The sequence below is a fragment of the Streptomyces sp. SID12501 genome (assembly GCF_010550245.1).
In the GTDB taxonomy this organism is placed as follows: domain Bacteria; phylum Actinomycetota; class Actinomycetes; order Streptomycetales; family Streptomycetaceae; genus Streptomyces.
Genome location: NZ_JAAGLU010000038.1, coordinates 22,062 through 35,418, shown reverse-complemented (window position 1 = coordinate 35,418; position 13,357 = coordinate 22,062). Strand labels below are relative to the sequence as shown.

Genomic DNA, 13,357 nt, shown 5'->3' with positions numbered 1-13,357 from the left:
GTCGTTCACGAGTTGGCTCGTCAACGGATCACGAGATCCCGTCCAGCTCACAGTGAGGTTCCCCCAACTCTCGACACAGTGCGGTGCGCAGTCGTCGCCGGCAGATGACGGCGCAGCCGAGGGTGACGAACGCGTGGTGGATGTCGTCGCGGATCTCCCAGCGGATGCGCAGGCGGCAAAACCAGTGCAGCAGCGCGATCGCTCCTTCCACGACCCATCGATACACGCCCAGGCCGGAGCCGTGCCCGGTGCCGCGCCGGGCGAGGTGCGGGGTGATCTGGAACCGGCGGGCCTTGTCCCGGTAGGCCTCGTGGTCGTAGCCGCGACCGGCATACAGGTGCTTGGGGCGGCGCAGTGGCTGGCCGCGCGTGCCGCGGATCGGTGGCACGGCCTGGATCAACGGGATCAGTCGGGTGACGTCGTTGCGGCTGCCGCCGGTGCTGATTGCCGCGAGCGGGATGCCGTAAGAGTCGCAGGACGGCCTGATCGCCGACCCCGGCGGCCCGGCAGCGGTCGGGCTCGGACGTCCACGAGCGCGGGACGTACAACTTCCGGTCCACCGCGGCCGATGGCCACCGGCTGATCTTTCGTTGTCCGCACAACACCCTCCGATCAACGGTGGCCTTACCTGTCTGCGCACCCGCCCAACCAGCAAGATCAATAGTTGACGTACGAGCTGTTCTTCAGCCGGCCGAGACCTGAAGCTTGTAGTCCACCGAGACGGCAAACGATCCCGATGATCCCCTGATCCTCAGTGTGTGGCCGCCAGGTGCCAGCGGTTCCAGTTGTACCCAGAGGCCGCAGGCCTGGGTTCGGAAGCGCCCCCCGCTCTGGGTGAGCGGATTGCCATCCACAGCACTGATCCGAACAGTTGTCGCTTCGTATCGTTCGGGTTTCAGAGCTTGGCCGTCCAGGACGGCACTCCCCTTGGACGAGGCCATGAACGCGGTGCAGTCGCCTGCTTCACCGATGAGGTTCACCAGGGGGAAGGCCACTGACACCGCTGCAGGCACTGTGCACGAGCGCGTCACGGTCCCGCCGAAGGTGCCGGCCAGGAACCAGATGCCGTCTGGCTGGCCCTGAGCGCACAGGTGGCCGTCCTGATCTGAGACAGGGTTCGAGTCGCTCACGCTCGAAGCCGCCCAGGTCCACCAGCCACTCTGCAGTTCGGCAGCGCTCAGCTTGGCTCGCGCGCTTGGAGAACCTGCTACGGGCAGTCCAGACGCGGTCACTGCCGCGGTCGGGGAGCTACTTGTGTCCGTAGAGGGCGGGGCAGACGTCGTGGAGCATGCGCTGACCAGAACCGATGCGCCGATCAGTAAGGCTATGGATCTCCCGAGATGCATGAGCGAAGAGTACGAGGCCGTGTCCCTCCTGTGCGCAGGAGGGCGGGCGCCCGCGCAGGCTTCCGTGCCACAAGGACTGCGATGCAAGGATTTGACGCCGGATCACGGTCTACGGCTGGAGTACTCCAGCCGTAGACCGTGATCTTCATGCCTGGTTCGCAGCTCATCGTCGGTAATGGCCGACTTGGGCTCAGGCCTGGTGGTGGAGTCGCCAGGCGGACCGGGCGAGCCGGTGGGCTACCTCGCGTACGGGCCGGACGGCCAAGGTGATGAACAGTCGCTGGATCTCATTTGCGCTGTGCCCTGCGGCCATCGCAAGATCGTTAGTCGTCGCACACCGATGATCAAAGGTGGCCGCAGTCTTCCCGCAGCCGCCCCACGAGCAACATCAAGGTCTATGGCTGGAGGTCGTGCTGGTACCAAGTGCCCGACTTGCCGCCGAGATCGGCCGGGGTGGCAGGGCCAACCGGGACGAACCCGGCCTTGGCCAAGACTTTCTGGGACGCGGCGTTGTCGTGGGATGTGGCCGCCCGCAGTGTGAGCAGACCGTGCATCGCTGCCGCCGTCCGGCACAGCTCCCGGACGGTCGCGGTCGCCACGCCGCGGCCGGCGACCCGCTCCGCGACCCGGTAGCCGAGTCTGGCAGTGCTGTCCTCCAAGTCGTACAGGTTGAATCTGCCGACTACCGAGCCGTCCTCGGCGACCAGCACGTAGAAGGCGCAGACGCCGGCCTCCTGCTCGGCCAGCGAGGCGTTGTACCGGTCGGTGAACTGGTCGAAGAAGTCGTCGCCGCGGTCGGAGATCGAGGCAGCGAAGTAGGTGCGGTTCGCCAACTCGAAGGCCAGGACCGCCGGGGCATGGCAAGCGTGCAGCCGCTTCAGCTCGGGCATTGCCCGACTCTACCCAGATCGCGCGCTGAGGCCACCTGAGTTTCCCCCAGTGGCAGACAGCCCCAAGACCAGGGCACATAACGCTCCACGGATGGAGTATCAGTACTCCGGGAACCGCGTCCTCGATGGAATCTCACAGACGGCAGGATTCCCCATTTGCCCCGTCTGGCGTACAACCTTCCGGTGCTGTGGGCCGTCTCACTTGGCGTCAGAGTTACGCGACTCAAGCGCGACCAAGGGGGACAAGATGCGAGGTATCGGAGCAGCAGTGGCGGCGGTCGTGCTCGCGGGCGCCACGCTGGGGACGGCGGCGAGCACCGCGGGCGCGGCCCCGTCGGAGGGCTTGCGCACGGCGGTGGTGTGCCCGACGGGCTGGGGCAGCGGTGCCAAGGGTGGTGCCGCCGTGGGGGCCGATCACCTGGTGGACATCAGAACCGGACAGCACGAGTGCTACGACCGCATCGTGTTCGACGTGCCCGGCGGAGGCCAGATCGGCTACCACGTCCAGTACGTGGACCGGTTCTACGCGGACCCCTCAGGCCAGTACATACCGGTCGCCGGCGGGGCGATCCTCGAAATCCGCGTCGGCGCGTGGAGCTACGACCTGGAGGCCGGCGTGCCGACCTACCCGGGCAAGGTGGGCAAGCCCCTGCCCAGCGTGAACATCAGCGGGTACAGCACCTTCCGGGACACCCGGTTCGGCGGCACCTTCGAGGGCCAGACGCAGGTCGCTCTCGGTGTGCGCGCCCGACTGCCGTTCCGCGTGCTCCAGTTGGACGACCGGGTAGTGGTCGACGTTGCCCACAGCTGGACGAGCTAGACCTCGCCGGTGAGGGGTCGCGCAGTACGGTGCTGAAGAGGGTCTTGTGAAAGTCTGCCGCTCGGCATGCCGAGCGACGGACTGCCTGTGCGAGCCCTGGCTTCTCCCCGGTGGACAGGGGCCGGTCCCCTGTCCACAACAGCACCTCGAGTTGCTCGATCCCGATGGTGAGAAGCGGTTCGACAGGTTCCAACGACAGGCCGGTTACGGGCGCGCCGATCGGCTGCTGCGGTCCAGAAACCGGTCAGGGTGCCTCAGCAGGCGACACCCGGGGGCCCAGCAGACGTACACGTCGCCGGACGTCCAGAACATGCCGAGACCGTGCGGCACAAACTCCTCACTGAGCCGACCATGTTCGCGCCCCGCTCCCCCACCCTGAGCGACAGCCTCGACAGCCACTGCCGGAAAGTGACCGAGGTGATGGCGAGACTTGTGAACGAGGCTGCCAAGCACACCGGCCGGCCTCTGGCCCATCCCGCGGAATCGATTGCGCGCTTCTTCCTCGCCGGCTCCGACGGACTCACGATGCAACGCCTCTCCCTCCGGACCCGGCGCGATGTTCCCGGCCGGAAGGGCCGGGTTCGGGGTGGGCACCGGTGAGTTCGGGCTCCAGTCCCTCCCGCAGCCCGGCATGTCCGCGGCCTGCGTCGGTGCGCCAGGCCTCGAAGGCCCAGGCGGTGAGGGCGACGACGGCCAGGCCCAGGAGCCAGCCGCCCACGACATCGCTGAACCAGTGCACGCCGAGCGCGATCCGGGTGAAGCCGACCCCGAGCACCGACACGACCGCGGCGCACCAGCACAGCGGCCGCAGAGCGCGCGGCACCATCGGCAGCAGGACCAGCAGGAGGATGGCGAACGAGGTGGTCGCCGTCATCGCGTGCCCGGAGGGGAAGGAGAATCCCGGTGCGTGCGCGACCGGGTCCACCAGGGACGGTCTGGTCCGCTCGACCACTGTCTTGACGAGCAGTCCGACGAGTCCGCCGGTCACGGCGGTCACGCCGGACCAGGCCGCGAGTCGCCAGGCCCGTCGGTACAGCAGCCACGCAGTCAGCAGCGCGACGACCGTCCGCAGGGTGACCGGGTCCCACACCCGGTCGGACAGGAAGCGCAGGGTGTCCGTCCACCCTGGGTGTCGCAGGGCGGTTTCGTTCAACCGCTGAGCCGCGCCCGCGTCGAGACGGCGCAGCGGCTGCCAGTGACCCTCGACCAGGACGAGCAGCAGGCCGAAGGGGACGGCGGCGACAGCGGCGACAGCGGCCGAACCGAGCAGGCGCACGCCGAATCTCCGGTCGGCCGCCCGGCGGCGACGTTCACGAAGGCGCTGAGCCGTGGCGCGGACCACCATTCAGACTCCCGGGTCGGCTGTGATCGGACCGGAGCGCAGCGCCCGCGCGGCCTCCAACTGCGCGGCGAAGGACAGCCCCAGAAAGAGGGCGATGGAGGTCAGGTAGGCCCAGATCAGCAGCGACATGAAGGCGCTGAGCGGGCCGTAGACCGTGTCGAAGGACCCGCTGATGCCCAGGTACAGGCTGAGCAGCCAGGTCAGGGCCGTCCACAGCACGAGATACACGGCGGCGCCGAAGGCCAGCCAGGTGTAGCCGGGCTGTCGGCGACGGGGGGAACGGCGGAAGATCGCACTGGCCGAAAGAAGGGCGAGGAGGAGGCCGAAGGGCCAGCGCAGGATGTCGCAGGCGGTCTTGGCGTCGCCGTCGAGGTGATACACCGTCACCGCCGCGGCGGCCAGGTCGCCGCCGGCCACCATCATGATGAACCCGAGGCCGAGCGGGATACCCGCGCTGAGGGACATCACGAGCCCGCGCAGGTACTTCTGGTGGAAGGGGCGGTCCCGTTCGTTGCCGTAGATCCGGTTGGCGCCGCGTTCGATCTGGCACATCGCGGTGGTGACGTTGACCAGTGAGAAGGCCAGACCGAACCAGAGGGCGATCTGGGCACCGTTTCCCGCACTCCGGCGGCTGCGGTCCAGTGCGTCGTCGACGACGTCGGCGCTGGGCCCCTGCGCGAGCCGGTGGATGGTCAGTTCGGCGAGTCTGCCGATGTTCTCCGTGTGCAGCGCGGTGGAGAGCCCGACGAAGGCGATGGCCAGCGGGATCACCGACAGCACCGTCTGGAGGGCGAGCGCTCGGGAGTGGCTGAAGCCGTCGGCGTAGCGGAACCGGACGAAGGAATCACGCAGCAGCGGCCAGCGGCCGTAACGGCGCAGCGACACCAGCGCCTCATCGGCCGACAGTTCGTCGCCGCCCATGTCGCGGGTCTCGGGGACCTTGCTGGCGGTGCCCATTCACTTCTCCCGGGTGGGCAGCAGGACGGTCAGCGCGCCGGGCCTGACCTCGGCGGTGAGGCGCCGGCCGTGGGACACCGGGTCCCCGTCGAGTTCACGCGACTGCGGTGCGGAGAAGGTGAGTTCGGCCCGCCGGAAGGTGCGGAACTCCACCGGTACGCCCTTCGTGCCGGTGCCGGTGCCCTCGGGGACGTTCGTGTCCACGGTCGTGGTCCGCGATTGCCGCCTGCGTCCGCGCATCAGGACACCCAGGGCACGCATCCAGCCGCCGGGGCCGCGCGGGTCGAGGATCAGCAGATCGAGCAGTCCGTCGTCGGGCCGGGCCGCGGGGAGGAGCGTGAGACCGCCTTGTACGGTGCCGACGTTGGCGAGGAGCACCATCCGGGCCGTGCGGTGCAGGACGGGCGCGTCGTCGAGCCGGACCGTCAGCCGCATCCGGGGCGTGCGCAGTGTGGCGAAGGTGGCGAGTACGTACGCGGGCCAGCCGACGGCGGACTTGGCGCGGTCGTCGGTGTGTTCCAGCATCGCGGCGTCGAGCCCGGCCCCGGACATCGCGGTGAAGTGGGTGGAGGCGAGGCCGTCGCCCTCGATGCGGCCGAGGTCGAGGCGCTGGGGGGTGCCGGACAGTGCGGCGTCAAGGGCGGCGGAGGGGTTGAGCGGGAGGCCGAGGTTGCGGGCCAGCAGGTTGCCGGTGCCGCAGGGCACCACGACGAGCGGTACCCCACTGCCGGCCAGGGCGTCCGCGGCCGCCCTGACGGTTCCGTCTCCGCCGCAGACCACGACCAGTGTCGCTCCGTCACGTATCGCGCCGGCCGCCTGGCCGGTGCCCGGGTCGTCGGCGGTGGTCTCGATGAACGCCGGTGCTCGGTGGCCGTGTTGTTCGAGGATCCGCCGCAGTTTCTCGCGGGCCTCTTCGCCGGTCACCGTGGGGTTGAAGATCACGACGGTGCTGCCCGACTCGCGCTCCTGCGCGCCGCCGGTCGCGTCGTCGTGCCCGGTCCGCGGCGAGGGGACGGCGGCCACGGACCCGTCGGTGAACAGGGCACGGCCGACGATCAGCAGGGACAGGGCGCCGTTGGCCATTCCGCCGATCACGTCCGTGGGGTGGTGCATGCCCCGGTAGAGGCGGGCGACGCCGACAGCCAGCGGCACGAGGAACAGCAGCCCGGTCAGGGGCCACCGCCACGGCCTGCGGACCCGGGACAGCACGAGGACCGCGAGCCCGGCGTAGAGCGCGGTGGCCGCGCCGGTGTGGCCGGAGGTGTAGCTGGATGTGGGCGGGGACTCGTCGAGTCGGTGCACGTCCGGACGGGTACGGTCCACCGACCCGGTGACCGCCAGGAACACCAGTGCCTGGAGAGAGACCGCGACGGCGAGGAAGACCGCCTGACGCCACATCGGCAGCCGAGGCATGAGCAGCAGTGCCACGCAGCTCAGCAGGGTGATGGTGATCACCGTGAGGGTGTTGCCCGCCTCGGAGCCGAGGTAGGACAGGGTGGTGAGCGGGCCCGTACGGATCCGCTCGAATCCCTCGTTGACGTCGTCCTCGACCGTCAGCGGCCACACGTTCCGGGCAGGACCCGTGATCAGGAGCCCGAAGCCCACCATCAGGGCGGCCTGACAGACGGTCAGTGCGCCGATGCGCGCGGCGGTCCTGCCGGTACCGCGGGGCAGGACGAACGAGTGGCCCGGCCGGACCGCGTCGGGTCCTTCTCCAGCCGCTCCTGCGGCTCTTTCCGGTACGGCGGTCGGCATCGGGGCTCCCACGGGACGGCGGCTCACGGCGGACTTCGACCGGGTGGCGTTCGCACCCGATCCACCGCCGTATGCCCCCGAAGAGGAGGCGCAGACAGACCGTCACGTGGGAATCCACGAATCCGCGCCCCTGACGCGCACGGAGGTGTCGGTGGGGCGTTGCCCGCAGCGGTCGCATGTGTTCGGGTCGAAGCCGCACTCCGCTGCCCGGCAGGCCGATCGTGCGGCTGCGCGGCCAGATCCATGGTGCCCTCGGCGGGTTCCGCCAGGACACCGCGCGGCACATCGGCGACTGCGGGAAAATCCGTTGTGCCGAACTCGCCGCCGTCCGACCGGTGTGAAGGCAGCATTCCGAGCACCCATGGCAAAGGAGTCGAGTACTACTGACACAGCGTGTCGAACGCGAACACAGCCACCCGCAGCGTGCTCACCCACCGCCTGCCCCTACCCCAACTCGCTTGCTCCTGAAGGAACTTGACTACCGAGGAGAACGCGCATGAGGATCGTCATCACAGGTGGCTTCGGCTTCCTGGGACAGCAGGTCGCCGCTGCCCTGCTCAGGCGGCGGGCCCTGGGCGGTGCTCCCCTCGACCGTCTGGTGCTCGCCGACCGGGTCGTTCCCGCTGGATCGCCGTTGGTCGCCGACCCACTGGTGGAGGTCGTCCGAGGTGACCTGAGCAAGCGCCTCGACAAGGTCTTCAAGCAGCCGGTGGACATCCTGATCCACCTGGCTTCGGCGGTTTCGGCCGAGTGCGAGGCCGACTTCGACCTCGGCATGAGCGCCAACCTGGACACCACCCGCGCGCTGCTCGATGCCGCCCGCGCACAGACGGCCGACGGCGGGCCGACACCCCGGGTGGTGTTCTCCAGCAGCATCGCGGTCTACGGCTCCGACCCCGCGCTGCCGCTGCCGCCCGTGGTCAGCGAGTCGACACTGCCCACACCGCAGTCCAGCTACGGAACGCAGAAGCGCATCTGCGAGCAGTTGATCGCCGAGTACACCCGCCGGGGTTTCGTCGACGGACGCGTGGCGCGCCTGATGACCGTCTCGGTGCGGGCGGGCACGCCGAACGCCGCCGCCTCCGGCTTCCTGTCCGGCATCATCCGCGAGCCGCTCGCCGGCCTCCCGGCCACCTGCCCGGTCAGCCCCGACCTGCGGGTCGCCCTCGCCTCGCCGCGGCGTACCGTCGAGGGCATCCTCCGCATCACCGAGGCCGAGCGCGGCCCGGGCGGGCTCGAAGGCGGCCTTCCGGTCAACCTGCCGGCGCTCACGGTCACCGTCGCCGAAATGCTGGACACACTGCGCCGGATGGCGGGCGCCGCCGTCGCCGACCTGGTGACGGTCACGCCCGACCCCGCCGTCGAGGCCATCGTCGGCTCGTGGCCGGCCGCCTTCGACAACACGCGTGCGACGGCACTCGGCCTCCGGCCCGACGAGAACTTCGAGTCGGTCGTACGGGCGTACGCCGAGGACCATCCCGAAGCCATCTCGGCCGGACCGATCGGACTTGACGAATAGACCCGCTCAACCCGCGACTACGCCGAAGCCCCGACCTCCAGGGCCTTCTCGGAACTCTCCGAACTCGCGTAACTCTCGCAACTCGTCACGTCCGAGGATCGCGAAGCACGATGCCCAGTTCAACGCGGTGGCGGACATCCGCCCGCAGGACTTCCCGCGTTCCGACGGCCGCCGGTCCGCCTGCCCTGGATCAGGACGGGACTCGTAGGGCCCGCCGAGCCGGTGCGCACCGATTTCGGCGGTGACCTGTGCGGTGCGGACGGCGGCCCCGATCCGGTCGTCCGCCGATGGGTGGGCCACCCATCGGACGAATGCCTCCGCTTTGCGTGCGGCACGCTCCGCGGATGGTCTCCCGGCCCTCCACACCCCCGAACGGGCAGTGTGCAAACCCCTGGTCGCGGTAGCGCCCGACGACGAGGTCACGCCGTGCCTCCCGGGCCTCGCGTGAGGTGAGTTCACTCAGACCCGCAGACCTCTCCTCACCCTCGCAGTCCGGGTGCCACCCGGACTGCGTCGGGCCGCGCGCATGCGTACCGCCAGCCCCTTCGAGCGCGGGCACCATGTGCCTCAGCTGCTACGGCTTGCGCGCCGGCACCCGCCACACCAACGCGGTGCCGCTGCCCTCGGGCTTCCCCAGTTCCAGCCGGCCGTCCAGTTGCTCGGCGCGCTCCGCCATGTTGCGCAGCCCGCTGCGGCGGCCCTCGGCGGGGACGCCCACCCCGTTGTCGGTGACCGACAGCCGTATCTCACGCCCGTCCGTGGCCAGGAGTACGTCGGCGCGGTTCGCCCGGGCATGGCGGGCGATGTTGGTCAGGGCCTCGGAGAGAACCGCCACCACATGGTCGGCGATGTCCTTCGGTACATCGGTGTCCAGCAGGCCCTCCATCCGGACGCTGGGGGCGAAGCCGAGGACCGGGGCCGCCTCTCCGACGACCCGTACGGCACGAGCCCGCAGGCCGGCCTCCCCCACACCCTCCCGGGTACGCAGGCCGAAGATCGTCGACCTGATGATCTTGATGGTCTCGTCGAGGTCGTCGACCGCGCGCACCACGCGTTCGGCGGCCTCCTCGTGCTCGATGAAGCGGCCGGCGCTCTGCAGCGTCATGCCGGTGGCGAACAAGCGCTGGATGGCCAGATCGTGCAGGTCGCGTGCGATGCGGTCCCGGTCCATGAGGACCGCGACCGCCTCGGCGTCCTTGCGGCGTTCGGCCAGCTCCATCGCGACGGCGGCCTGTCCGGCGAAGGACTGCAGGGTCTCGGTCTCCGTCGCCGAGAACACCGGCTGACCGACCTTTCTCGCCAGCAGGACCACGCCTCGTGGACCCTCGTCGCCCGTGCCGATGGGCACGGCCACGGCGGGGCCGAGGCCGCCGAACCGCGGAGGCTCCAGGGAGATGCGCTCGTCCGCGCCGACGTCGGCGCTGGTGACGGGGGCGGCGCCGGAGAACGCCAGCCCCATCAGGCTCTTGTCCATGGCCAGTACGAGGCCCCGGTGCGCCTCGGCGTCCAACCCGACGGCGATCTCCACGGCGAGTGACCCGGTGTCCTCCATGGGCAGCGCGACCGCCGCCAGGGCGGATCCGGTGATCTCGCTGGCCCGCTCGGCGATCAGCGCGAGGACCTCGGCGCGCTCGTCGCCGGACATCAGACTGTGGGTGACCTCCGCGTTCGCCCGCAGCCAGCGTTCCCGCAGCCGGGACTCCTCGTACAGCCGGGCGTTGTCGATCGCGACTCCGGCCGCCACGGCGAGTGTCAGCGTGACCGAGACGTCCTCCTCGTCGAACTGGGCGCCGCCCCGCTTCTCGGTCAGGTAGAGGTTGCCGAAGACCTGGTCGCGCACCCGGATCGGAACGCCCAGGAAGGTGTTCATCGGCGGGTGGTGCGCCGGGAAGCCGTACGAGGCCGCGTGCTCGGAGATCTTCGCGAGGCGTAGCGGCTCGGGGTGGCGGATCAGCTCCCCCAGGATGCCGTGCCCCTCGGGATACGGGCCGATCCGCGCGATCTGCTCCTCGCCGACCCCCACAGTGTGGAAAGCGGACAGGCGCCTGCCGTCCGGGCCGATCACGCCGAGCGCCGCGTACTCCGCGTCGACCAGTACCGCGGCGGCCTCCACGATGCGTCGCAGGGCCTGCTCCAGATCCAGCTCCCGGCCGACCGACAGCACCGCCTCCAGGAGGCTGTGCACCCGGTCCCGGGTGCCGCGGGCCGCGTCCAACCGCGACTGCAGCTCCTCCAGCAGTTCGTCCAGCCTCAACTGGGGCAGCCGCACGCGAGCCTCCTCGGGGGTTTCCATCCTGTAGTCCTCCAGGTCCCCTCGACGCGCGGACGCCCAACGGTCCGGTCATGGGTCACGGTAGTGGTCAGCTGCAGGGTGCGGTGCGAATCGAGCCGAGCATCCGGGCCGCCGTTCCATCACCTCCGGTTCATTCGACAGCGTGCAGGCCTGCGCCGCTGCCCCCTGTGCGTCACGCCCCATGGCGGACCGCCCTCGGACCTTTCAGGGGCGGACCAGCCCCATGGAGGGGACCGACAGCAGTGGGGCCACAAACCCGACCGAACGCACGACGGGTCCGGGCTCCAGGCCGAAGAGCGGCCTGGAGTTTTCCTGGGCGGCTGACCGCAGGTCGGCCCGGATGCGCGGCTCCGCCGGCCGTTCGGCCCCTGCCCCGGGGGGAAAGGGTGCGACAGGCTGGACTGCGAAAGCGTGCCCCGCTGCGCCGGAAAGGCCGACCGTGACGGAACCAGTGATCCTTGCCCGTACCGACTCATCCGCGCCGAGCCGTCCCGCAGTGGACTGGGCCGAGCGAGAGGCGCGACTGCGCGGTCTGCCGATGCGCGCGGTCCTGTACCCACCCCCGGACCCCATCCGGGCAAAAATGATCGTGTACGGCATCCCTCACGGGGCCGACGCTCCTGGTCTGTCTCTCGGCTCCCGGCTTCCCGCCGCCATCCGGGCAACCGACCACCCACTGGTGCTCGTTCCGAACGGACACGGGGCCACACACCGCTCCGGAAGCATCCTTCTCGGCACGGACGCCCGAAATCCTTCCGACGGCACGATCGACTTCGCCTTCGACAGTGCCCGGGTACGAGATGCCCTGCTGCACGTCGTGTACGCCTGGTCGCTTCCGTCCTGTGCCGCCGAGTGGCCTTTCGGCGTGCCGGAGGCGGATCGTGCGACCTGGGAGGACCACGAGGTGCAGCTCCTGGCCGACGTGCTGGGTCCGTGGCGCGAGAAGTACCCGCAGGTCGCGGTCCTCGAAGACGTCGTTCTCTTCACGCCGGCTCAAGCGCTCCTGCACCACGCCGGGAGCGCCGCGCTGGTCGTGGTGGGACGAAAGTCCGGCACGGAGTGGGGCGAGGCCGTGCGTGGTGTCCTGCACGAGGCTGCCTGCCCTGTTGCCGTGGTGCCGGCCTGGATGACGCCATGAGGTCGGCCCCGAGGCCAGTGCGAACCGGGCCTCGGGGCCGACTTCATGACTGGGCAGTTCCTCTCTCGTACGACGGTGTGAGCTCCTACGACGGCGTGAGCGCGGCGACCATGCCTCGCGCCCAGGTCTCGATCGCGCCGAAGTCCCGGAAGCCACCGCCCGTCCCGGAACGGAGGATCATCCCCGCCATCCGCCCTTTGGCGCCTTCCACCAAGCACCCTCCGAAGGTGACGTGGTCCCGGACACGGGCTCGGGGTCGGGGCGTTCCTCGATGACCAGAGGTTCACCGAACGCTCGTACGACCGCCGCCTTCAAGGGTCTCTTCTCCTCGGGAGGTACGGGTCAGCCGTGGGGGACGACGGCGACAGGGGCGGTGGAGTGGTGCAGGACGGCATGCGTGACGTGGCCGATGTGGGCGCCGAACGGGTTGCGGCGGATGCGCCGCCCCACGACGACGAGGGAGGCCTCCCGGGAGGCGTCCACCACGTGGACGGCCGGGCTGCCGTAGCGGGACGTCTCGACGACCTCGACGTCCGGGAACTTCTTGCGCCAGGGGCGCAGCACCTCCGCCACGGCCTCGGACTCGCTCAGGGTGAGTGCCTCGTGCAACGCCGGGTTGGCGGCCATGCCGTACGCGTAGTAGGGCGGCGGGTTCCAGCCGTGGACGACGTGCAGGGAGGTGGTGCGTCGTTGGGCGGCGTCGAAGGCGAACTCGATCAGCGTCCCGTCCGGGTGCTCGACGTCGAGTCCGAGGACCACGGGCCAGAACGGGGTCGCGGCCGACGGAACACCCGCCGGGTCCATCTCGTGTTCGTCGGCGGCCACCTCCAGCGCGCGGACCAGCACGACGGGGCGGTCCGTGTACGCGACGGCGGACAGACCGACCGAGCCGACCATGAACCCGCCGATCCCGCCGAGGCCGCGCGAGCCCAGGACGAGCAGTTCGGCGCTCTTCGCCGCCTCGGCCAGCGCGTCACCCGGGTGGCCGGAGACCTGCTCGGTGGACACCTCGACGCCGGGGTGACGCAGGCGGATGCCCTCGGCGGCCTCCCGGGGGATACGTTCGGTCCAGTGCTGCTGGGTCTCGGCTCCCAGGATCGGTGCCTGCGCCATGGGCGTCGGCACCGGCTCCCAGACGTGCACGATCTTCAGCGGCAGGCCGCGCAGCTTCGCCTCGCGAGCCGCCCATTCCGCGGCGGCCCGGCTCTCCTGCGAGCCGTCGAGACCTACGGTGATGGTGCGGAGCATGATCTCCACCTCCTGGAGTGATGGATCCGTTTCCAGCGTCGTCTTCGGG

10 protein-coding genes and 2 pseudogenes are annotated in these 13,357 nt (G+C 70.1%); 3 read left to right on the top strand and 9 right to left on the bottom strand.

Going from position 1 to position 13,357, the window contains the following annotated elements; all coding sequences use genetic code 11:
* Nucleotides 1–28: 28 nt before the first annotated feature.
* From G3I71_RS35805 to G3I71_RS35795, 3 genes and pseudogenes are all read right to left on the bottom strand, one after another.
* Nucleotides 29–472, bottom strand: a pseudogene (locus tag G3I71_RS35805) (transposase); the annotation flags it as partial.
* Between the two features lie 211 nt (nucleotides 473–683).
* Nucleotides 684–1,130 (bottom strand): hypothetical protein, encoded by a 447-nt coding sequence (locus G3I71_RS35800; protein ID WP_343243165.1) that lies wholly within the window; start codon nucleotides 1,128–1,130, stop codon nucleotides 684–686.
* Nucleotides 1,131–1,741: 611 nt separating this feature from the next.
* Entirely contained in the window at nucleotides 1,742–2,236 is a 495-nt protein-coding gene (locus G3I71_RS35795) for a GNAT family N-acetyltransferase (protein WP_164321439.1), read from the bottom strand.
* Between the two features lie 247 nt (nucleotides 2,237–2,483).
* Between G3I71_RS35795 and G3I71_RS35790 the strand changes: the two genes are divergently transcribed.
* Nucleotides 2,484–3,056, top strand: coding sequence for a hypothetical protein (locus tag G3I71_RS35790; protein ID WP_164321437.1), 573 nt, complete (start codon nucleotides 2,484–2,486; stop codon nucleotides 3,054–3,056).
* A 520-nt stretch (nucleotides 3,057–3,576) separates the two neighbouring features.
* On the opposite strand, the gene G3I71_RS35785 is transcribed toward G3I71_RS35790, so the two are convergent.
* Genes G3I71_RS35785 through G3I71_RS35775 form a run of 3 tightly spaced genes read right to left on the bottom strand, consistent with a single transcriptional unit; the run spans nucleotide 3,577 to nucleotide 7,110 of the window.
* Nucleotides 3,577–4,401, bottom strand: coding sequence for a phosphatase PAP2 family protein (locus tag G3I71_RS35785; RefSeq protein ID WP_164321435.1), 825 nt, complete (start codon nucleotides 4,399–4,401; stop codon nucleotides 3,577–3,579).
* On the bottom strand, nucleotides 4,402–5,355 hold the full coding sequence (locus G3I71_RS35780) for a YihY/virulence factor BrkB family protein (RefSeq protein ID WP_164321432.1): 954 nt from the start codon (nucleotides 5,353–5,355) through the stop codon (nucleotides 4,402–4,404).
* Nucleotides 5,356–7,110 (bottom strand): diacylglycerol kinase family protein, encoded by a 1,755-nt coding sequence (locus G3I71_RS35775; RefSeq protein WP_164321430.1) that lies wholly within the window; start codon nucleotides 7,108–7,110, stop codon nucleotides 5,356–5,358.
* A gap of 496 nt (nucleotides 7,111–7,606) precedes the next feature.
* Between G3I71_RS35775 and denD the strand changes: the two genes are divergently transcribed.
* Entirely contained in the window at nucleotides 7,607–8,629 is a 1,023-nt protein-coding gene (denD, locus tag G3I71_RS35770; RefSeq protein WP_164321428.1) for a D-erythronate dehydrogenase, read from the top strand.
* A gap of 574 nt (nucleotides 8,630–9,203) precedes the next feature.
* On the opposite strand, the gene G3I71_RS35765 is transcribed toward denD, so the two are convergent.
* On the bottom strand, nucleotides 9,204–10,922 hold the full coding sequence (locus tag G3I71_RS35765; RefSeq protein WP_164321425.1) for a GAF domain-containing sensor histidine kinase: 1,719 nt from the start codon (nucleotides 10,920–10,922) through the stop codon (nucleotides 9,204–9,206).
* A 439-nt stretch (nucleotides 10,923–11,361) separates the two neighbouring features.
* Here G3I71_RS35765 and G3I71_RS35760 point away from each other — a divergent pair, with 439 nt between their 5' ends.
* Complete coding sequence (locus G3I71_RS35760) at nucleotides 11,362–12,060, top strand: universal stress protein (protein WP_343243164.1); 699 nt, start codon at nucleotides 11,362–11,364, stop codon at nucleotides 12,058–12,060.
* An 85-nt stretch (nucleotides 12,061–12,145) separates the two neighbouring features.
* Here G3I71_RS35760 and G3I71_RS35755 read toward each other — a convergent pair.
* A pseudogene (locus G3I71_RS35755) lies at nucleotides 12,146–12,301 on the bottom strand (flavodoxin); the annotation flags it as partial.
* Nucleotides 12,302–12,402: 101 nt separating this feature from the next.
* A complete protein-coding gene (locus G3I71_RS35750; RefSeq protein WP_164321423.1) occupies nucleotides 12,403–13,308 on the bottom strand; it encodes a universal stress protein in 906 nt (301 codons plus the stop codon).
* Between the last annotated feature and the right edge of the window lie 49 nt (nucleotides 13,309–13,357).

Bases quoted from the DNA above. Each gene is read 5' to 3' on its own strand.
- G3I71_RS35765 (WP_164321425.1), bottom strand. From the start codon at position 10,922: ATGGAAACCCCCGAGGAGGCTCGCGTGCGGCTGCCCCAGTTGAGGCTG.
- G3I71_RS35750 (WP_164321423.1), bottom strand. From the start codon at position 13,308: ATGCTCCGCACCATCACCGTAGGTCTCGACGGCTCGCAGGAGAGCCGG.
- G3I71_RS35785 (WP_164321435.1), bottom strand. From the start codon at position 4,401: ATGGTGGTCCGCGCCACGGCTCAGCGCCTTCGTGAACGTCGCCGCCGG.
- G3I71_RS35790 (WP_164321437.1), top strand. From the start codon at position 2,484: ATGCGAGGTATCGGAGCAGCAGTGGCGGCGGTCGTGCTCGCGGGCGCC.
- G3I71_RS35795 (WP_164321439.1), bottom strand. From the start codon at position 2,236: ATGCCCGAGCTGAAGCGGCTGCACGCTTGCCATGCCCCGGCGGTCCTG.
- denD (WP_164321428.1), top strand. From the start codon at position 7,607: ATGAGGATCGTCATCACAGGTGGCTTCGGCTTCCTGGGACAGCAGGTC.
- G3I71_RS35775 (WP_164321430.1), bottom strand. From the start codon at position 7,110: ATGCCGACCGCCGTACCGGAAAGAGCCGCAGGAGCGGCTGGAGAAGGA.
- G3I71_RS35780 (WP_164321432.1), bottom strand. From the start codon at position 5,355: ATGGGCACCGCCAGCAAGGTCCCCGAGACCCGCGACATGGGCGGCGAC.